12 protein-coding genes are annotated in these 20,901 nt (G+C 44.0%); all 12 read right to left on the reverse strand.

Annotation, left to right across the window (positions count from 1 at the left end; all coding sequences use genetic code 11):
- The 12 genes from ABTV71_RS25760 to ABTV71_RS25815 are packed head-to-tail and all read right to left on the reverse strand — an operon-like array spanning window position 1 to window position 20,801.
- On the reverse strand, window positions 1–1,464 hold the full coding sequence (locus ABTV71_RS25760; RefSeq protein WP_433901554.1) for a glycoside hydrolase family 28 protein: 1,464 nt from the start codon (window positions 1,462–1,464) through the stop codon (window positions 1–3).
- Window positions 1,461–2,342: a sugar phosphate isomerase/epimerase family protein gene (locus ABTV71_RS25765; RefSeq protein ID WP_433901555.1), complete on the reverse strand. Its 882-nt coding sequence runs from the start codon at window positions 2,340–2,342 to the stop codon at window positions 1,461–1,463. Before ABTV71_RS25765 ends, ABTV71_RS25760 begins: the two co-directional genes overlap by 4 nt.
- The gene (locus ABTV71_RS25770) at window positions 2,339–3,751 is read right to left on the reverse strand and encodes a glucuronyl esterase domain-containing protein (protein ID WP_433901556.1); all 1,413 of its coding nucleotides are present in this window, start codon (window positions 3,749–3,751) and stop codon (window positions 2,339–2,341) included. The genes ABTV71_RS25765 and ABTV71_RS25770 overlap by 4 nt, the downstream gene beginning before the upstream one ends.
- Window positions 3,732–4,880, reverse strand: coding sequence for a sialidase family protein (locus ABTV71_RS25775; protein ID WP_433901557.1), 1,149 nt, complete (start codon window positions 4,878–4,880; stop codon window positions 3,732–3,734). The genes ABTV71_RS25770 and ABTV71_RS25775 overlap by 20 nt, the downstream gene beginning before the upstream one ends.
- 40 nt (window positions 4,881–4,920) lie before the next feature.
- A complete protein-coding gene (locus ABTV71_RS25780; RefSeq protein ID WP_433901558.1) occupies window positions 4,921–7,662 on the reverse strand; it encodes a family 78 glycoside hydrolase catalytic domain in 2,742 nt (913 codons plus the stop codon).
- A complete protein-coding gene (locus ABTV71_RS25785) occupies window positions 7,662–10,439 on the reverse strand; it encodes a glycoside hydrolase family 2 TIM barrel-domain containing protein (RefSeq protein WP_433901559.1) in 2,778 nt (925 codons plus the stop codon). The genes ABTV71_RS25780 and ABTV71_RS25785 overlap by 1 nt, the downstream gene beginning before the upstream one ends.
- Before the next feature lie 12 nt (window positions 10,440–10,451).
- On the reverse strand, window positions 10,452–11,885 hold the full coding sequence (locus ABTV71_RS25790) for a sialate O-acetylesterase (RefSeq protein ID WP_433901560.1): 1,434 nt from the start codon (window positions 11,883–11,885) through the stop codon (window positions 10,452–10,454).
- A complete protein-coding gene (locus ABTV71_RS25795; RefSeq protein WP_433901561.1) occupies window positions 11,886–13,718 on the reverse strand; it encodes an exo-alpha-sialidase in 1,833 nt (610 codons plus the stop codon).
- Between the two features lies 1 nt (window position 13,719).
- Complete coding sequence (locus ABTV71_RS25800) at window positions 13,720–14,649, reverse strand: glycoside hydrolase family 43 protein (RefSeq protein ID WP_433901562.1); 930 nt, start codon at window positions 14,647–14,649, stop codon at window positions 13,720–13,722.
- Window positions 14,649–16,049, reverse strand: coding sequence for a glycoside hydrolase family 140 protein (locus tag ABTV71_RS25805; protein ID WP_433901563.1), 1,401 nt, complete (start codon window positions 16,047–16,049; stop codon window positions 14,649–14,651). The genes ABTV71_RS25800 and ABTV71_RS25805 overlap by 1 nt, the downstream gene beginning before the upstream one ends.
- A gap of 4 nt (window positions 16,050–16,053) precedes the next feature.
- Window positions 16,054–19,164, reverse strand: coding sequence for a DUF6298 domain-containing protein (locus tag ABTV71_RS25810; protein WP_433901564.1), 3,111 nt, complete (start codon window positions 19,162–19,164; stop codon window positions 16,054–16,056).
- A 2-nt stretch (window positions 19,165–19,166) separates the two neighbouring features.
- Window positions 19,167–20,801, reverse strand: coding sequence for a polysaccharide lyase (locus ABTV71_RS25815; RefSeq protein ID WP_433901565.1), 1,635 nt, complete (start codon window positions 20,799–20,801; stop codon window positions 19,167–19,169).
- Window positions 20,802–20,901: the final 100 nt, after the last annotated feature.

The following is a 20,901-nucleotide window of genomic DNA, read 5'->3' on the forward strand; positions in this document are numbered from 1 at the left end:
TTAAGGCGCTTCTGTCATTACACGGACACGATCCTGTATCAGCCCCGAAACATTGGTTGTTGAGACACTGGTATCTTTACACACAAACACACTATTTTTAATTTTGATATTTTTAGCATCTTTAACTGACAGATACCGGTCCCCACGGCCAAAGACGCGATCAATTCTAACATCATCCAAGACTGATTCTGGAATACCTTCGATCTTAATACAATCTTTAGCTGCATCAATATATATATCCTTTATTTGGATATTTGAGAAACGTGGTGTCAGGGCGTTCTTCTGAACTTCGAAATCACGGTTGGCTTGGTTTCCAACGTGCTGGGCCTGTCCCAGCATATCCCAACGCAATGCCGACTCAACATCCCGCATGCGAATACGTTCAAAACGCATGGCAGATCCGCCGCCGCCCCGCGGCCTTCTAGTTTTAAAACGGATACCAACATTGGTTTTTCCAAACACACAATCATGGACATACACCTGCTTGGCCATGCCCGCAGTCTCGCTACCGATCGTAAATCCACCATGACCTTTTTCCGAAAAGCAATAGCGGACTACAATATTTTCAGAAGGTCTGTTCACCCGTAGTCCATCATATCCACGTCCTGCTTTTACGGCGATACAATCGTCGCCAGTATTCAGGGTGCAATACTCCACAAGCACGCGGTTGCACGATTCAATATCTATCCCATCACCCCGTGGTATACCAATTGACTGTATACGTACCCCACGGATCACGACATCCTCACAGTACGTGGGAACGATATTCCAAAAAGCCGTACGCTCCAGTGATACACCTTCGATCCAAACTTTTTTGCAGTTAATAGGCGCAATGAGTGCGGGTGGAAAGATGAAATCTGCGGTCTTTCCATCATAGATTCGCCGCTCAACAGGCGTATTACTGTCCACAATCTTTTCAATGACATCGTGCGTCATGGTTTTGCTTCGAATACTTCCATCACCGGGGCCAATAACCTTACCCCATCCTGTGACAGCAATATTTTCGGCTCCATTGGCATAAATACACGCACCCAAACTATATAATTCTACACCTTCATTTCGTGTAAACACTACGGGAAGAAAGTCCTCAATTTCACTTTCAAATTCCAATACTGAACCCGCATCCAGCTGTAGATTAATATGGGATCTCAGCGTAATCCGTCCCGTATGATGATGTCCTTTCAATACTAGCGTACCGCCCCCCTGTGCCGCAAGCTGGTCGAGCTTACCCTGAATATCGTCATTCGGCCATACGGTATCTTGTCGCGTCGGAAATGTTGGCCGCTGGACATTCCATGCCGTAAAAGGGGATTGCATTTTCTCTGGCTCAGCGGGCATCTGTCCAGCACCTACCTGATCAGCACGCAACAGGATCTTATCCAGCTGCTTTTCAACCGGAATACTTCGACATCCCTGCATGCCCATTACTACTACGACAAGCGATATTATCCAGTTTAATTTCATTGAAACACCTGTTTTACGTAACGTGTATTTGCACCAAAATTTTCTTTGACGGCACGTGGTGATAGATTAGCATCGCGAGATCGCTCGATCACGAGCCAACCGCGCCAGCCCATACGATCTAAGGTTTGTTTTACCAGGGGCATATTTAGTCGTTTATTATTTTCGAGCCAGACACCGTCCTCATCCGTACAATGTATCTGACAGATCCGCTTCTTTCCTAAAATAGTCAGCTCCTGAATCAGATCACGCCCTTCTTTCAACGGATTGGAAAAATTAAAATAGATTTGGATATGTTTGGACCCAATTTCCTTTAAAAGATCAACCTCAGCTTTTGCATCCAATGCTGTTTCAATCCCGATGATCACACCGGCCTTTTTTGCCATTTCACCTACTATACGAAGACGCTCGACGATAGCAGGTCGCAGTTCGGGATATTTAACCAAGTCGCATGTCACGCCTAAGGGCAAAAAAGCCACTTTAATTCCCATTTTCTGACAAGTGTCCAAACAATCCCCTACCATCTGCTGATAAGTCGGCCGTGTGGCAAAAGACTGTGCATAAAAGCCGGTCATGGCCAACGAACAGATCGTTATTCCGGTTTCCTTTGCTTTGTCAAGAAAGGCCTTCCGTTGCGCAGGATCGCCTAACTTACTGTCAAAAGTAACCCGGTTGCCCAGTCCGCCCATATCTACCTCCAACCCATCCGCTCCTATTTCTTTTGCCAGGTCAAATGCACTTAGTTTTTGTCGCTTTAAGATCATCAGATCAATTACAGCGACATTGTAGCGTCGCTTAGGTGCAGCAAAGACAGCGGAAGGCAGGGCTGCTGCGCCAATCAAGGCCAGGGTATCGCATATAAATTTTTTTCGGTTCATCATAGTTCAATCTGATATGATTTTAATACTACTTTCAATTGTTCCATCCCGCGAATCGCGTTTTTTGGTAAGTTTTCCCCCTTCTTTCCAAAACTGTATAATAATTCCTCCGGCTCGATCTGAATACCAGTCTCCGCGATGATATCGGCAGCTTTAGCTTGATCTAAATGAAAATGATCCAGCAGGAATTTGTAGAGTGCCTGCCTTTTGTTATAGCCAAAATCATGACCTTCATCGGGAAAATGTGCGTGTCGCACCTGATTTTGCTGCCCATAATAACCATAAATATGTTGCAGGTATGGAAAATCGTTGATAGCGGTCTCCTTCGTCCAATCCTGTCCATCGGAGATGATCAGTTGTGGTTTGGGGGCTGTCATCGCTGCCAGTTCGACATTATTGGTCCCCCCACAGACAAAATGCACGGGTAGTCCACTTTCACAGGGGCAACCTCCAAAGAAGTAGGATGACATCGCCACGACCGGGGCGACCAAAGTAAAACGATCGTCCAAGGCGGCCATTAAAATACTGTGACTACCTCCGCCCGATCCACCACTAATGCCTACCCTGCTTCGATCGACTTGTGGCAGGCTCATAACATAGTCTAAAATGCGCTCCGCGCCCCAGGTCTGCATTAACATCGCCTCACTGCTGCGATGATCTGAACCAGCGAACTGCAATAAAGACTCCCCCCAGGCAAATAGATCATAGCTTACAGCCATACAGCCCAGTCGAGCTAAGGTGATAAATCTCTTCTGCGCGTCCGAACGATAACGCTGCTGCGGCCAATGACCATCAGGAGAAAGTACGACAGGGATATTTTTCTTCTGTTTGAGCGGAGAATAGATACTGCCATTGATATAGACCCCTGGTATAATTTCTAAGGCAAAATTCTGAACTTGGTAGTCCGCATAGCGGCGTACATTGCCCAAGCGAATGGGTTGATCCGGTATACTTTTCAGTTTATCCCAGTACATCGCTTGCCTAACCGCAGCTCGCAATTGATATTTTCTCTTTTCCCAACTTGCCTGATCCGTATATTTTTTAGACAATAGGTTCAGAAAATCCCAGCCTTCCTGTGGTTTCCAGCGGTTATATTCGTATGATTTTAATTTATACGTATTGGGCTTTGCTTCCTCTTGCAACTTAAAACCCAAGGGATACAGCAAATTGATTTCTGTGCCCCCAAGATCTGCCCTAAACTTCCAGGGTGCGTAGTCCACCATAATGTCTTTGACATTGCGTGGATCATATTTAATCTTGACTTGATACCGTACTTGCATCATTTCCAGCACTTTTTCCAGGGACTGCTTAAATTTATGTTCATAATTGAGTAAGCTGTCCTGCCCCTTGACAACAAGCGAGACAAAAAACAAGCAGACTGCACAAACGAACTTAATCTTCTTCCTTAACATATGCATTAGGGTCTGGTTTTTTATATCCTTTTTTTGTTGGCCAGATGCCATTCTCAATCGGGATTAACTTCACTTTCTTCGGATCTACGACGACATGTTTCATTTTCTTTCTACGCCAGGTGTAGCCAAAATGCAATAGCCCATCTTTGGTTTGAATCACTGCGGGATAAGAATACTGACTGATTGGCGAATCCTCAAGAATAAGTGCGGCCTGCCACTGCTTGCCATCTTTGGAAAAAGCAACATTTAATGGGGTGCGCGCGCCCTTGGCTAGATTACCTTCTGGAAGTACGTGATTGTAAACCAATACATGCCGTCCGTCTTTTAGCGTTACGGCATCTGTACCCGAATTATTATTGGGGAGCGTCGTTTTTTCCAATGGAGTCCAATGTTCGCCCCAGTCGCTAGACCAAGATGTTACGATCGCACGGTTGCGTGTGCGCGCCAATATTTGCAACCGACCATTTCCATGGTCGAGTATGCTTGGTTGTATAGCATCCAGATTATCTGCACCACGGGCGATTGGACCTATCTTGCGCCAGGTCTTACCAAAATCCGAACTCGCTTCAAAATGTACGTTCCAGCCATTTCCTTCGGTACTGGAAGGACTCAGCAAGGTGCCATTTTGCAAAAGAACAGGTTTGTTTTTCACCGGTCCAATAAAGCCATCGGGCAATCGTTCGGCAGCAGACCATGTCTTTCCGCCATCGTTGGAGCGTTTGAGCATGCCCCACCATTCCGATGGCTTGGGCCCAATTTTATAGAATAACAAGAGATCTCCGTTAGGTATTTGATATAAAACTGGGTTCCAGGTCGGCAAGCGCTTGCCATCCGGTTGTACACCATCCGCTGCCGACACTGGCGCTAACCAGTTGCCGTTTTCAAATCTACTCACATAGATCTCCACATCGGGGTGACGTTCTTTCGTTCCACCAAAAAAGGCATAAACCAAACCTTGATCGGTCTCTGCCATGGTAGCGGAATGACAGGAAGGGAAAGATGCCGTATCATAAATAAATTCGTCTTTTTTTACTCCTTTTTGCCATTCTTTTAACGTCGGATTTTGCCCGTAAGAACACAAGGAATATAAAAAAAATAGGGCTGTTGCGAATTTAATCTTTATCTTCATAAATGTATTTTTAATATTATACATGTATACTAAATACTGCTTATAGTTTAATTTTGAATTGGTAATCTCCAGATCCGATAGTGAACCAAGTGCCTGATTTTTCCTGTCGTAGGATCTGAATATCTTTATTGTTTTTTAATTTTCGATTGCTTTCCAGGATAGATGACAGTACCGTTTTGGGCAGATAGATCTCTGCTTTGGTATTGGCCGGAATAGAAATCTTCCATTCAAAAGCCGATTTGCTTTTGCTCCAATTGGATTGAATGGTTCCATAAACACTTTTATAGCTTGCATCCACATGATCCAACCCTGCTACGACCTGCGGTTTCATCACAACAGTCTGAAAAGCATGCTCCTTTGATTTGATGCCCGCCAGATCCTCATAGAGCCATACCAAGAGGTCGCCCAACATCATCACATGGTTTTGTGAATTCATTTTGGGATGGGCAGTATTCCCGTTCCACAACTCCCAAATTGTTGTTGCCCCATTTTCGACCATATAACCCCAAGAGGGATAGGTCGTATTTGTGGCAATTTTATAGGCAAGATCTGCACGACCGATTTTGGTTAGCGTACGCATAATCCATTGTGTTCCGATAAGTCCTGTACTCAGATGCCCCCGATTTTCTTTTTCGACAATCTCAACGATCCGATTACTGAGCTTTTCTCTATTCGCATCCTCTACCAATCCCAAAGACATTGGTAGTAGGTTATCGGTCAATGAATTACTGCCATAATAACCTGCATCATGATAGAATGCCGTATTAAAATTTGCTTTCATCTTTGCTGCGCGGTCCAAAAAGTCAGTTTGATCTCGTTCGTTGCCAATAAGGGCACTAAAGCGGGCCATCGTCTGCAGCAAATGATAGTAATAAGATGTTGCGATCAATGTACTTGGATATTTTTTATCCGCAATCTTTCCTCTTCCGGCTTCAATGGTTATCGGTGGGAAACACCAATCTCCATAACTATCTTTGGTAATGATACCGCCCGGGCCTGTATAACGGGCCTGCATATAATCCATCCATTTTTTCATGGCCGGATAATGTTTCTCCAAAATGCGTAGATCTCCGGTCTGCTGATAGAGCATATCGGCGATAAACAGATAAGTTCCTGGCCAGCTGATATTATCACTATAGTAGCGCCAGAAAGCTGGTGCAACATCCGGTAGCGCGCCATCCTCCTTTTGGGACAGCCGAATATCTTCGAGCCATTTATGATAAAAATTGGCGTTGTCAAAGAGGAAGCTCTCACCGTACGCACTGACTGGACGGTCCCCCAACCAGGGTTGACGCTCGTTTCGTTGTGGACAATCCACCGGTATACCTTTGTAGTTTGAAGCAATCCCCCACCATGCATTTTGATGGATCTGATTGATGAGTGTGTTGGAAGACACAAAGGTTCCCGCATCAGGTATATCGTCGTAGACAAAACGACCAACAAAATTACTTTTTGAAGCTACCCCAGGATAACCGCTTACTTCCACATAACGAAATCCATGATAGGTAAACCGCGGCTCCCAGGTTTCTTTTCCGCCACCTTTTAATATATAATGATCCGTTGCTTTGGCATCCCGTAGATTGGTTGTAAATAACTCGCCGTCTTCCGTCAAAGATTCTGCAAAACGGAGTGTTACCGCTGTTCCACGCGTACCAGTCACCGTCATCTTTATCCAACCCGAGAAATTCTGTCCGAAATCAAGGATGTATTTTCCTTCGGACTTTTTGACAATCGAAACTGGTGCAATATCTTGCATAACCTTCATACCTTCCGACTGCGCTTCATAATTGCCACCGGGCTCCTGCACAAAAGCAGCCTTTAACCATGTTTTATCGTCATAATCCGGATTTGCCCAGCCCGTTAGCTCCTTTCTGGCATCATAATTCTCACCGTCATATTCGTTATTTGCCGTTATGGGTCCTTCGGTCGTTCCTTTCCACGAATCATCGGTCTTAATGACTTCCGTTGAGCCATCCGTATAGGTCAACATAAGCTGCATCTGCAATTTGGGGAATCCAAAGGTTTTTACTTTATAAGGTTTTGCTTGACGCATGGCATAAAACCGTCCATTTCCCAAAATGACACCAAGCGCATGTTTACCCTGCGAAAGTGATTTTGTTACATCCAAAACATTATATTTAATGTTTTTGGTATAATCCGTAGGCACTGGAGCCAGTACTTGATCCCCTATCTTCTTGCCGTCAAGATATAACTCATAAAGTCCGAGCCCCATCACATAGGCTGTAGCCTGTTTTATCTGCTTGGTTGTTGTAAATTCCTTTCTGAAATAACGGGCAGCCAATTGCCCGGTCTGTTCATTATCTGTCGGGAAGTACTGATCAAAACCAATCCAGCGTCCTGTCCAATCCTTGTAATGCAGCAGTCCCACAGTCCAACCCGCCGGCTCAGACCAGCTACTTTCACCCTTATTCGTATACACTTTTACTTTCCAGAACACTTCCATGCGGCTCCGCAGAGCGCTGCCTGCATAAATAACATGCGTGGAATTATTCGAAAGCTGTTTCCCAGAATCCCAAAAATCGCCGATATTCTGATCCAGTTTTTCTTGTGAAGAAGCAACCAAAACCCGATAGGCTTCTTGTCGGATAGACCGCTCACTGCCCTGCAATTGCCAGCTCAGTCTTGGAGCAATGACATCTATACCGATCGGATTCGACCGTAATTCAGTCCGCAGGTTTGCAACAGTGATCTGCGCTGTAGCTTGATGCCACAAGATCGACAAGAAGACCGATACAATAGATATGACAGTTCCTGCTTTCATTAGTTTTCAAAATCAAAATAGAGGACCATATGCAGCGCTCGACTCGGTTCCTTCTCAAAATCGTAGTAAACGTGCTTCATGCCCATAGGCCCGGTCGTTTCTGGCTTTTGTGTTTTCGTGCCTATGGCTGAAATACCATTCATAAAAGAAATATCCCCTTTCGGGAAAGTGGGTTCCATGTTTTTCCATTCGGTATCTTGCTGTTCTTTTGGCGTATATAAACGCAGAAACACATCCTCCCGATCGGTAAACACGCGGAAACTTTGATCTTTTCCGATAAATTTGGTCCAGTACATATTGGCATGGTACCCTTTAAATTCGGGATATTCAAATGGCGATTCGCCCGTTGCCGTGTTATTGTACTTCTTTTTCCAAACGCCAAACTGATTCCCTTTCATCCGGTTTTTCCAAACCCGATAAGGGCCCATTCCCCGATATTCAACACCTTCGATTTGATCTTCTGGAAAATCGAAATTCACTCCGACAAAGCGCGTAAAATAACTCTCAGGAAAATATTGAACATGCATTTTCAACTGTCCCGAAGCAAGGATTTCCCAACGCAAGGTATTATAACTATCTTTTTTATCAAAAGTAGATGCGATAATCACCTTTCCATCTTCACGGGTCAATTTGAAATTCTTATAATTTGTCGCCGCTTCCTGCAAAACCGGTCCGTTTTTGAAAGGAATAATTCCTTTTGCATTTTGCACCTGCTCGAGCAACCCGCTCGTCTTATTGACCTGATAACTAATGCCATTTGCTTTTACCAGATACGTATTCGGGGTCTCCTGTACGACAATCTCCCCTGTTCCATTTGGTTTCAGGAGACTACTTGCCACCTGATTCGGCAATGTAATTGGAAAACTCCAGGTAAAAAGTTCCTGTTGATGCACATCTTTTGCAGTAATATATAAAACATCAAAGTCCTCCCAACCTGTAGGAAAGTCAACTTTTAAAATCCCTTTATCACCAGGACGGATATTGGGAGCGACAATCGTTCCGCTTTTTGTTGCTTTCACTTCATCATAACCGCCCAGCTTTTTGAGTTCGTACGAAAATGCACACTGATTAGTATTGGTAAAAGAATATCTATTTTCAATATGGAACGAACCATCAAATCCTTTGGTCATTTCTCGTTTTTCAAAGAAGATAGGACTCCATACTTCTTTAATGGTAAAGAAGCTTCCTTCCTTTTCGCCGTGTGGACCAATAATACCATCTGGGCCACGATTTCCGTCAGTATCTATGATACCACCTTTATCCGTCCTGACGATGCCCTGATCACGAAAATCCCAAAGAAAACCGCCCGCAGCAAGGGGATTGGCAAGCATCGCTTTCCAATAATCCTCCAATCCGGCACCATGCCCGCCATCGTACATGCCATGCAAAAACTCAGTCGGCATAATGATATTGTGCCCATGATCATAGGTACCAATACCATAATTATATTCCCGGTAATGAGTTGTTTCAAAACCATCATGTACGGCCCAAGGATAAATCACGGCACGTTTTTGAATATCCTCCTCTGCGAAGATGGGATCGAAATCCGGATTATGCCCACCTTCATTGCCATTTGCCCAGAAAACAACGGACGGATTATTTTCGGATACCGCCATCATCTCCCGCAATAATTTGGTACCGACTTCCTTATCGTAATGTCCGTGCCAACCCGCTAACTCGTTCATGACATATAAGCCCAATGAATCACAAACAGCCAAAAAATGATTGTCTGGCGGATAATGGGCCATCCGAACAGCGTTCATATTCATTTCCTTCATGAGCTTCACATCGGCAATACTAACTTCCTTACTCGTCGTCCGTCCAGATTCCGGAACGAACGCATGCCGATTGACCCCTTTGAATCGAATCTTTACGCCATTGACATAAACACCATCACGTTCTTTCACTTCTATGGTTCGAAAACCAAATTTTTGCTCCAGCTTGTTTTGTACCTTACCATTTTTCGACAAGATAAATTGCGCCGTATATAAGTTTGGAAATTCGGCAGACCATAATTGCGGCGCTGAAAATTGTCCCTCGAGCCAGTTATTTTTGTCTGACAACTTTTTTTTCAGCTGTTTTCCAAATTTCCTTCCTTTGGCGTCAAATAGTTGAACGGTAATTTCATCGGCTTCTCCCACCGTCTTTATTTTCGCTCGGAATGTTCCGTCAGCCTTTGCGTCCAACGAAACACGTTCAATATGATGCTGGGGCAGGGCCTCCAAATAGACCGGTCTAAAAATCCCACCGAAAATCCAGAAGTCACCTTCCCGTTCCGCCGCATTCACCGACTTGTTTGCCGAATGTTTAGCGACATTGACTTCCAATAGATTTTCTTCGCCAAACTTCAATAGTTTCGTAATATCGTATTTGAAAACATAATATGATCCCTGATGGATGGCGCCGGCCAGCTTACCATTGATCTTGACTTCGGTATCAGTCATAGATCCTTCAAAAACAATACGCACCTGCTTATTTTTCCAGTCATCGGATACTTTAAAGCTATATTTATAGTGACCTACCTCTTTCCCTTTATCAGCCTCTTTATTGAACCCGTAATTATATTTCCCGAAGCCTTGTTGTTCCCAGTTGGAGGGAACTGGTATTTTCGTCCATTTCCCGGCATTCATGCCTTCGCTCACATAAAAATCCCATAATACACCATCATCCTTTCCTGTTCCAGAGAGGTACTGGCTCGCTGTTTTTTGGGCAGATACCTGCAATCCCATAGTCCCCAAAAAAAGTAAGGATAACGCTATTTTTGTTTTCAAGTTCATGATCGCTAAAGACTATTTCAATTTAATATGTTGTAATGGATTATTTGTTCTAAAAGGTGCGGCCGGCAGGTCAGCGGTATTCACCAGGTTGGGCTGGGCAGCTTCGTCCCATCCGAACCGGATCTGACGGATCTGTTGTACCTGGTCACTTTCAAGTACGACTGTCTGTCCGTTGATAGCAGCCTGTGCTGGATAAAAGATGCCATCCTCACCCGCAACTTCAAATGATGTTAAGGGCTTGCCGTCTACGGACTTTAATCCGGCAGCATGTTTCAATTTTACCCTTGCTTGTTTGCCTTGATATTTTACGGCCTCTAGTTCAGGACTATCGGCTACAATATTTTTATGATAGACATATTTTAAAGCCTTAAGGGCATGACGACGACCAATTTCCCATTTATAACTTGGATGGAGATCGTGTGGATCATCGACCAAATCCGTCGTAATGATACGTGCTGTATGTGGCAATTGTAAAACCAGATCTTGGGCTTCCCGAAATTCCGGCAACACCGTTCTCGGCATACGGACATGACCTTTTTCGTCCAGGGAATAATAAAAAGGTGCGATCTCGGTAAAATAAAACGGTAATTTGGGGTTCTCCCAAAGAGTTCGCCAATTTTCGATCAGCGCCTTCATTTTATAACTATAACTAATATTCTCTTTTAAAAAGGTATTGGATTCACCTTGGTACCAAACAAATCCTTTTAAGGTATAAGGCGCTAATGGTGCAATCATCGTATGAAAGAATTTACCGGGATCGCCTTCTTTCTTTTTATCTTTCAGATAAGGTGAACCTGCCCAATATTCTTCGGAGAACCAGGGCTCGATTCTGCTGCCGCTCACAGCTGATGAAATAATGCCTACAGGAACACCTAATTCTTGCTGTAGCGTTTTCCCGAAGAAATAGGCCGGTGCAGAAAATTGACGCAGTGCCGAATCCCGTGCTACAGCCCAGCCCTGATATTGGCCATCCGGTTTGGCCAGAAATTTCCGGCGTACCAAAAATATTCGGATATTGGAATTGTTTGCTTCGGCCACTTCGTTTTTAGGGAAATAATCACCCTTCAGCGGAGTTTTTACCTTCTCAATTTTACGCATTTGGTATTCCATATTCGATTGGCCCGAGCACAACCATACTTCACCGACCAAAACGTCTTTAAGTTCGATCGTATTGTTTCCCCTAATGGTCAACGTCTGTCCAACCGCATTAGCCGGCATGGCTTTTAGTTCAACTTTCCAACGACCATTTTGATCGGCTTCTGTCCTCTTCAACTGGTTTTGAAAAGCTACGCTTACCTGCTCGCCAGGGCTCGCTGAACCAAAAATGGCGACCGGCTGGTTGCGCTGCAAAACCATGTGATTGGCAAAAATATTGGGCAATATGACATTCGCCTTTGCCGAAAAACCGGCTACCAATAAAGCTATATGTACAATAAACCGTCTCATTTATTTCAGCTTTTGAGCTTTCAACGAAGTAATCTGATAAGTGGCTTCTTTTACCGAAGCTCCCGCATTTTCGACATCAAAGTCCTGATCTGTTTCCGTATCCGCATTGGGAAACCTTCTGACATCGCCCGTACGGAACGACACTTTGCTCACATTACTTACCGGTTGAAAAAATAGCTTCGTACCTTTGTCCTCGCCATTGATAGCAACTTGATAAGAGCGGGTGCTCACATCGAAAGTCAATGCAAAGTGATACGTTTTTCCCTCCTCATATTTCGTCAAAGAGGCATTTCGGTATCCGGCTTTATTTTTGATCATGCCGTCTTTGTCCATGATAATTCTCGCGGCTGCTAAGCCACTATCATTTACCAACTCAATCTGTAAAGAGCCGTGATCATTTTGTTGTGGCGTTACGGTAAATTCAATGGTGCCTTTTTGCGCCGATTGAATCACACGATCTGCCTTCGCATAGTCGAAAGGATCTTTATCACGCAAAACCAACGCTTTTCCTTCAACCTTGGCACTTGCCCACAATGGACTATAAATGTTCCAGTTGTTATAGGCTTGTCCTGCATTTTTCGCGAAATTATCATTCACGGCCTCATCGACGGTAGACTTGATCGGAACGGGTACAACAGCAGTCCAAATATCTTCTTTATTCATGCTGTAGGTCAACCACATGTTATTATCGGGAACCACACCATTGCCTTCGACAATACCACGGACATATTGCGGTCCATAAGACTTATAGTTCCCGCCATAACGCATCGTGGTGATCTCTCCGTTGACCAATAACAAATCCGTGTAATTCAAGCCATCATTACTGGTTGATACGGCCAAAGGCCATCTGAATTCGGAAGGATTATACACCGTTGCATAACGTCCATCAGCGGTCTTTTGCCCCCAGATCTTTGCATTGCTGTTCACGAAACCCGGCGCGCGCAACGGTGAATATTGCCAGGTCTTTCCATTGTCCTTGCTCATCGATGTCAACGCATGCTTCCATAAACCGACGACCCTTCCATCATTGAGATGATAAAAGGAAAACGCTTTTACCGGACGTTGCAAAGGAATTAACGGATCGTTTCGGTCGGACTCCTCTACCCATTGTTGCATCATAAGTGGTGTACCGAGCAACTCGTCACAAGCTTGTACAAATGCCTTATCCTGGCTCTTTTTATAAAAAGGGTATTTGGCACCCTTCTCGTCGAAAGAGGCATTGAAGTGAATAAAATAGATTGGCCCAAAGCTACCATCTTTGTGGATCTCCCGGACGACACGTCCAAGACCATTCCCATCATTTGGATCGTCCTTGGCATCCAGGGCTACACCGTAGTAAGCAAGCGTCAGCAATTTATCATTCTTTGCATGATAAAAGCCCATACGCTGGTGCATGATTGCATATAAATTTTTCTCGGCCTTATCAGTTCGTCCCGGCTTGGTAAAGCCTTCCGGAACCAGATAAGTCGGGAATAAATCCGTTGGATTAGACCAATTGCGGCCATCTTTTGACGTCAGCAACAAGGTTTTTCCTTCCGCGATATGCTCGCCCACGGGATTGCTCAGAAACTGTAAATAATAAGTATTATTCCAATACGCCAAAAAGGGCTGGTGGTTATAGGTAAAATTGTGTCCGCCGGCCAATTCAGGAAATTCTCTGTTTGCTCGAAATACCTGGATATTGTGCGTACCCACAGCAGGTGTAAGCTGCCCGTGGTGATAGTCTACATTGGATAATGTCTTTCCTATATACCTTACCGTATCTTGCTGTGCTACCACCTGTTGCACGACAGCAGCCAACGATAGACTGACTAATACTGATTTGATCATCATATTATTTCTTTTTGGCTTCATCCCGAAGCAAATTTTTTAAATCTTTATTGGACGCTTTGAAGATCGTTCCATGTTTATGCCCTTCTGGAACGGAAATCATGTCGTTGATTTTTTCGAAGACCTTGAAATCTTTGGTGGACACAGCCTCATAGCTTTTAGTGCCATAAGAGTCGAAATAGATCAACCATTGATCCTTGACTTTAAGCACCGCAGGTCCCTCACTTAAATACGGGGAGAAAGTCTCAGAGATCTGCTTAAATGGCCCCAACGGATTTTTCGCAAAGGCCACCTTTAGATTTCGGTTGGGCCGTGTATTATCCTTTAATACAAGTACATAATCCTTTTGCGCCTTCTTGACAATGACCGCATCAATGATACTAAAGCCCGGATCGCTAAATAATTTCGTCTCTGTAAAGGATTTAAAATCCTTTGTCGTCGTATAGTACATCCGGTGATTATTTTTCTCCTCTTCCACACCTTTTGCGAAGCGATAAGGAATGGTGGAAGCCCAAATAATAATAAACCGGTCTTCTATATCATCATAAAATAACTCTGGCGCCCAGACATTGACGGTATTTGCTTCTTGTTGCATCACTGGAACGATCTGTTGATTTTCCCAATGGATCAGGTCTCTCGAACGGGCATAACCAATGCCCTCATTTCCCTGCCAGCCAATAGTCCATACCAAATGATAAATACCTTGTTTATCCCGGATCATCGACGGATCGCGCATGATTTTCTGTTTTCCTAATTCCGGCTTTAAATACACCCCGTTAATCGCATTCCAATGGTATCCATCTTTGCTATACAGATAGCGCAAACCTTCATTGGCCGGTTCGTGGAACGAGGTAAATAGGTAAACATCCCGCTGACAGGAAGCCAAGAGCGATACCACACTAAATAAAATAAACAATTTGACCAAATTCCTCATTAAATGCTATCTAAGATCAATACCCAGTCGTTTCCGTCCTTTTGTCCTCCGTCAGGCACAAAAGTTTGTACACCCTTGTTTTCAAATTCCCCGATTACCTTGGTCGATCCATTCCGAGGGTCAAACCAGGAAGCTTTTACTTTGTACCCGTTGATTTTTCCCATATTAATTTTCATTTCCCTACCATTGTAATTGTAGATAAATGCATAGTCCGATGTTCTTGTTGCGAGTAAGCGATTGTATTTCTCGCCATTATCCGCAATTAAAGACTGATCTGGAACACGATCAAAGTAATTGTCTTTGGAAAGCATAAGTTCTTTTAAGTACTTCATCTGAGCAGCACCAGGTGCATTGATAGCCGAACTCCATACTTCATCCGAACCATAGGCCGAAGTGGAGTCTTGCTTTCCATGCATCTGCATGACCGAGTTCTGTCCGTAGGTATACCCAAATGCCCCAGCAAATACAGACCAGTATCCGTATCGTCTTACGTCGGCATCGCTCCAGCGTGGCTGAGTAATGTCGTGTAATCCCTGTGGGATGCCTTCATAAGAGGGTTCGCCGTCTATCGTTGGCTTGAAGGGCTTCATATCCCAGTCGGCTGCCATAAACTTCCAGTTATCCTCACCATAATGTTTCTGTTCATTCGCGGAAGTGTCCTGAGCATAAGTACGGTGTCCCGATTGCACCATGTTGAAATCTAGCCAAGGTCTATCGTGGAACCAATCCGAAGAAGCCGTTCGTCCTCTAGGATGAAAAGTCATTAAATGGTTATGATCGATGGATTTTATTGTTTGGCCGATTTTCTCCCACACTTCCATCTTATCGGATCCCTTGATATCACCCCCATTCAACCAAATGATATTCGGACGGTCTTTCCACCTTTCCGCAAGAAACGTGGCATATTTTTCTGCTTGCTCAACTGACACTTTTCCATCCTTCACCGGTGATCCCCAAACCGGGACCAAAGCAACGTAGAGTCCTTTTTCAGCTGCCTTATCAATAATGTAATCGACATGATCCCAATAATCATACGCTGTTGCATTATCCGGATTGTTCCCTTCAGTCACCAGCGGTCTGGAAATATCTTTGTTGACAAACGAAGAATCACCATAACTATTTACCGAAGGAACCGTATGCAGGACCATGGCCTGGATGACATTGAAACCTTTTTGTTTTCGATCTTCCAGGTATTGATCAGCTTCGGATCGGTTGAGTTTATTAAACAATAACCAACCTGTATCACCCAACCAAAAAAAGGGTTGTCCGTCTTTGGTCATCATATATCTGCCATTTTCCGATATCTTCAATAATGTAGTATGCTTTGACTCCTTATTGGACGCACATGAAAAAAGCGCTCCTACGACTGTAAATAGTATAAGTTTCTTACGAATAGACATGTTGTTATTTCTTATTTAGCCAAATAATTTCTGGCCCTTTTGTATAATTGCTTAAATTAATGTGCTTGCCCAAATTGATCTGCTCGATTTTGGTAATCGCTCCGTTTTTCGGATTAATATGTGTCATTTCAAAACGTCCTTTATAATCAGATAAGTCAATGTCTTCACCTATAGCTTGCTCGCTATAAATAATCAATCCTTGTGCGCTCTTTAATAGCCATGTACCTTTGTTGATTTGTACAGCTTTCATAGTCGATGCCGCACGGTAGAAATCATTGTTCCCTATTTTAGGTAAGTTGGCCATAGAACCGCCGGCCATAAACGAGGCCCAGGCCATCGTTGGGTAGTTGTCCGCAAAGTATAACACTGCTTTATCTGGATATCTTGTACGGTACTCGGATACTGCTTTATAAACGGCCTCCATCGATGTTTTCTTTGGCTTCAACAATCGTGCATGCTGACGTGGTGCCAGATTTTGTCCCCCCTGAGGTGCATAGGTCTTTCCATCGGCTTGGTAGTGCCAGTAGCGGATGTCAATAACCTGAATTTCTTTAGCACGTTCTTTATCGGCTAAAATGGCATCCTGTACATCTTTTGTTGCACTCAAACCAATAATTGGATTTTTACCTGTCTCCGCTTTCCATTCTTTGATTATATCGACCCAAAACTGAACGAAATGTAAGGGTCCCGTATATTCGGCGCTGATCATCTGAATGACTCCCGAGTTATCTTTAAAGTTATTCAAGCATTGACGGATATAAGCGCGATGTAATGAACGACGAACAGGATTACTGATATCATAGAACTGCTCGGCCATGAAAATACGTTTGTTTCCGGCATAAGGAACAGGCTCTGGAAATCCCACATTGTTAATATTATTGGCGGTCCGCCATGGAAAGTCCGCATAATGCGCACCGGCTTCGATAATATTATGCTGGAAATAATTTTGGTGAATCAAGACTAAACCTTTTTGGTCGGCTAGATCTGCATATTGTTTCAGGCGTTCCCAATAAAATTTGTTATACTTGGTCAAATCATACTTAGATAGGCCGTCATAGGCTAGCCCTTGGCCACTACGCGCAAAGGGCAGTTCATAAAACGGCGGCCACACTTCCCCATTGATCCGACGAATACGTTCGTGATCATCACGTCTCCGATCGTACCAAAGTCCGTAATTATGATCAATAGCGATAATATTATCTTTTTTTAATGAATCCGTCATCTCCTCAAGATCGTCCGTCAACCCCGCGCCAACCTCTCCAGGCACATAGCGCGTGATATGTGGTTTAGCTTTTTCAGCACCATGCGGTCGAGCGCTACCACTCCACCAGGGAACATCCGATTTGGTCCCTACGAGTATTTCATCACCACGTACCAACCAACCGTTTTCGACACGCATATCGGCTTGTTTTTTTGCTGGGGTAGTCTCTTTATAGCCGATCTGATCGATGGTTTTTACATTTGCCGTCGTATTTAAGGAATAACGATTACCGGCTTCTACAATAAAGTCAACCAGTTTTGCCATGGGGTTTTCAGACTGACGTGTCAGTTCCATGGCAACACTGACAGGAGGGCTACTGGATGCTTCGGTCAGCACTGGCAACAGTACTGCGCGTTCATCAGCAGCTAGGCCAATTCTTTCCCGTAGCTGCGCATAATACAAGCTTTTGGGCTTGATGTATTCGTTAGATTGCTCCCAATAGCCATTTCCCTGAAACTGGGACCAAATCCCAAAAGCCCAATTCTGTGCTGTTGGTGGTTGATAACACTCTACAAGTCCAGCTGTCGACTGCCAAAATACAGAATTTGCTGCCGACCATCCAGCTCCCTGACCATCTTGACCTCGGTTTTTATAGCTTAGCGCCTGCGCATCTATATCTGCATTGTCAAAAAGAACTCCCGACGCCCAGCTGTCTATTCCACCACTGAAACTGAAAGGCTCTACTGCTTGACATTGGACAAAAGCATTTGGGCCTGCTGCCAGGTAGCCTACCGCGAAATCGTGATATCCATGTTCGGAATAGAGCCGTTGAAACAAAGTCTGCTGACCCTTTGTAAAAAAAGTATATCTTCTTTGCCCACCAATTTCCGAAACCGGATCCCGGGAAATACAATCTTCAACGGTTAATTTCTTCGTGCTTGCCAAAGCGTAAACAGCTGATCCTGCAAAATGCCGGAACTCCATGCGACGAACCCAAACGTTTTCTGCATTTTCAATCGTAATTGCCATCCAGCGATGGTCGTCGTCTTTTGGGTTATTCGCATCGAAGGAAGATCTAAGTGCAATGTTTTCTATACCTACATTTTCGATTCTTCCTTTCCAAGTATATTGTTCAACTGTAGCTTGGCCATAACGTCTATCCAATGCTGTTGTAATTGGCGCATCGATCTCGATACGATTACCTTTCACAGCAACAATCGTTCTATCCCAGGTAACATCGCGTTGCCCGGGCTTCCAGCCTAAAGAGGTAATGCCACCACCAAAATGATCGGTACCAAGCTGATTAATCCAGTCTTGGGTAGAAGGTCTTGTAATCCTAATTTTATCTCCAGCTTTATAGGAAGCTGCATGATCAATATCCAATACCCGCGCGTTGACAGGGACGTAAGAACTTGTTACGTTTGTCTTTTTTGCAAATGTGATATCGTCTTTTCCAAGAATACGGATGAGCGTTTCTCTTGTTGTCCCCTCACCAACGATGGCGGTTCCATTTTTTGTGAAGCCGCTGCCACGCAGAATTACACCTGAGGCACTCAATTTAAGAGAACCGGAAACAGCATAGGTTCCGGCTTGTAAGAGAACTGCACCGCGCAGCCCATCTTTACCTAAAGGCAAGGATGCGACATAGTCGATAGCAGCCTGTATACGTTGTGTCGCATCTCCTGTTTTTACAGGAACGACAACAGCAATCTGCGCTGTAGGAATAGCTTCGTTCCCCCCTTTGTATCCTGCATAGGAAAAGTCAGGAATTTGGTTTCCAAGCGAATCTGCATGGTAAACGAACTTTGACTCATCCCATACCAAAGGAGTATATGCCTTCATTTGTTGTGCATGTGCAGTACAGATAAAGGCATATAGTCCGAGACAAGAAAAGAACAGCATTCTTTTTCTCATGGTTATTTCTTATTTTTTGGCACGACTGCATCTAGTGCAACAACCCCATTTAAATAATTCTCAATATTGGCATAGCCATTTTTAGCTATTTTTCTTGAATCACTTGGATCATTTGGATTCAATCCCATATTTTTCTCTACATCATCCGGAATACCATCATTGTCTGCGTCCTGGTAAGGTACTCCCTGATAAGCCGGATAACCACCTACCTGTGCGATATCAGATATAATCCCCTGCTTGTAAGAATCCGCTGGCAAACGTCGTTTCACATAAGCCGATACAAATCCATGCTGCGTCTTATCTTGATTGTAGTAAACCTTATTCTCAGCAACTTGCTTTATAATCCGTGTATCCACTGCATCTTGCTTTGGCAAAAATGCGCCTACATTTTTAAGTACATAGTTGTAAGCATCTTGTGCGGATAGTGTTGTAACGGGTGCCATTGGAAAAGGTTTATCCACCCGAATTTCTTTTTCGCGGCCGCCAACATTCGGTAGATCTTCAATCTGGATACCTCCAGCCCAATTGTCTTTAGTTACTTTTGGGAAACCCTCTACTACATTTCCATGCGCATACACCTTCCCATACTGATCTTTAAACGCCTTATCTCTTCCAGACTCTGGTTTTAAAATCCGGTATACAATCGGCTTATCTTTTGGTGTAATGGGGCCAGGTTTATAGTAATTATTGATAAAATTAAATAACGACCTATTATCACCACCATCAGCACTTCTATTCCACCAATTCCAAATAACATTATTGACAAACCCGAAATCGCCATACATTCCTATGGAAGGATTCCGGCTGATATTTGAAGCCCAGAGATTACGCATAAAGGTACTATTCAAGCCGCCTATTGTACTTCCAAAAGCGTGGTTGTACGCATCCAATGCTTCAGAAAAAATAGAATTTTGTATCGTAATATTGACGGTAGGTAATTTGAGGTTCTTACCTTCCCGGTCGTATACATGCCGATAGATCGACATATTTTCATCCAAGCCCCAGCTTGCAGATACATGGTCAATCATAATATTGCCGACTACATTTCCTCCTACAGCATCGTCACGGCGTGTTACATCGGTTTGCCCACGACGTAAACGCAAAAACCGCAGGATAACATCATGCGTATCAATTAGAAAAGATTCTCCGGCCACACATACCCCATCGCCAGGGGCTGTTTGTCCAGCAATCGTGATATAGGGAGCCTTAACGACAATCGGTTTCTCGAGTTGAATAATTCCGGCAACATTAAATACGACAATGCGTGCGCCACCGGCCTCACAGGCCTCTCTCAGTGTACCTGGACCGCTATCAGCTAAACTTGTGACCACAAAAACTTTTCCGCCTCGCCCTCCAGCAGTAAAAGCACCGCCGCCTTCAGCACCGGGGAAAGCTTTTATTTTTGACTGCGGTAGATCTTCAGGTTTAGCAGCCCAAGGAATATAGGGTTTACCTTCTTTCTTAATAACTTGCTGTGCTTCCGCCCAAACTTTCTCTAAACGTATATTTTCCTCATTTTCCCGCTCAGCAGCCATTTTCTTTAGCGAATCTGGAATAACTGGATATTGCGCCAATGTAGCTATTGGGCTTATTAGGCCCAATAGTAACACGGTATTCCGATTAAATAATGATTTCATATGTAAATGATTAACCTAAGCCCGCAAGCTCAGTTATTTTTATATATAAATACCCTAGCTTATTTGATTCTTTATCTGTCACCTAACCAGTGGCATTCCA

The sequence above is a fragment of the Sphingobacterium puteale genome (assembly GCF_050986225.1).
In the GTDB taxonomy this organism is placed as follows: Bacteria; Bacteroidota; Bacteroidia; order Sphingobacteriales; family Sphingobacteriaceae; genus Sphingobacterium; species Sphingobacterium puteale.

Coding starts and splice junctions, on each gene's coding strand:
- ABTV71_RS25760 (WP_433901554.1), bottom strand. CDS start 1,464: ATGAAATTAAACTGGATAATATCGCTTGTCGTAGTAGTAATGGGCATG.
- ABTV71_RS25765 (WP_433901555.1), bottom strand. CDS start 2,342: ATGATGAACCGAAAAAAATTTATATGCGATACCCTGGCCTTGATTGGC.
- ABTV71_RS25770 (WP_433901556.1), bottom strand. CDS start 3,751: ATGTTAAGGAAGAAGATTAAGTTCGTTTGTGCAGTCTGCTTGTTTTTT.
- ABTV71_RS25775 (WP_433901557.1), bottom strand. CDS start 4,880: ATGAAGATAAAGATTAAATTCGCAACAGCCCTATTTTTTTTATATTCC.
- ABTV71_RS25780 (WP_433901558.1), bottom strand. CDS start 7,662: ATGAAAGCAGGAACTGTCATATCTATTGTATCGGTCTTCTTGTCGATC.
- ABTV71_RS25785 (WP_433901559.1), bottom strand. CDS start 10,439: ATGAACTTGAAAACAAAAATAGCGTTATCCTTACTTTTTTTGGGGACT.
- ABTV71_RS25790 (WP_433901560.1), bottom strand. CDS start 11,885: ATGAGACGGTTTATTGTACATATAGCTTTATTGGTAGCCGGTTTTTCG.
- ABTV71_RS25795 (WP_433901561.1), bottom strand. CDS start 13,718: ATGATGATCAAATCAGTATTAGTCAGTCTATCGTTGGCTGCTGTCGTG.
- ABTV71_RS25800 (WP_433901562.1), bottom strand. CDS start 14,649: ATGAGGAATTTGGTCAAATTGTTTATTTTATTTAGTGTGGTATCGCTC.
- ABTV71_RS25805 (WP_433901563.1), bottom strand. CDS start 16,049: ATGTCTATTCGTAAGAAACTTATACTATTTACAGTCGTAGGAGCGCTT.
- ABTV71_RS25810 (WP_433901564.1), bottom strand. CDS start 19,164: ATGAGAAAAAGAATGCTGTTCTTTTCTTGTCTCGGACTATATGCCTTT.
- ABTV71_RS25815 (WP_433901565.1), bottom strand. CDS start 20,801: ATGAAATCATTATTTAATCGGAATACCGTGTTACTATTGGGCCTAATA.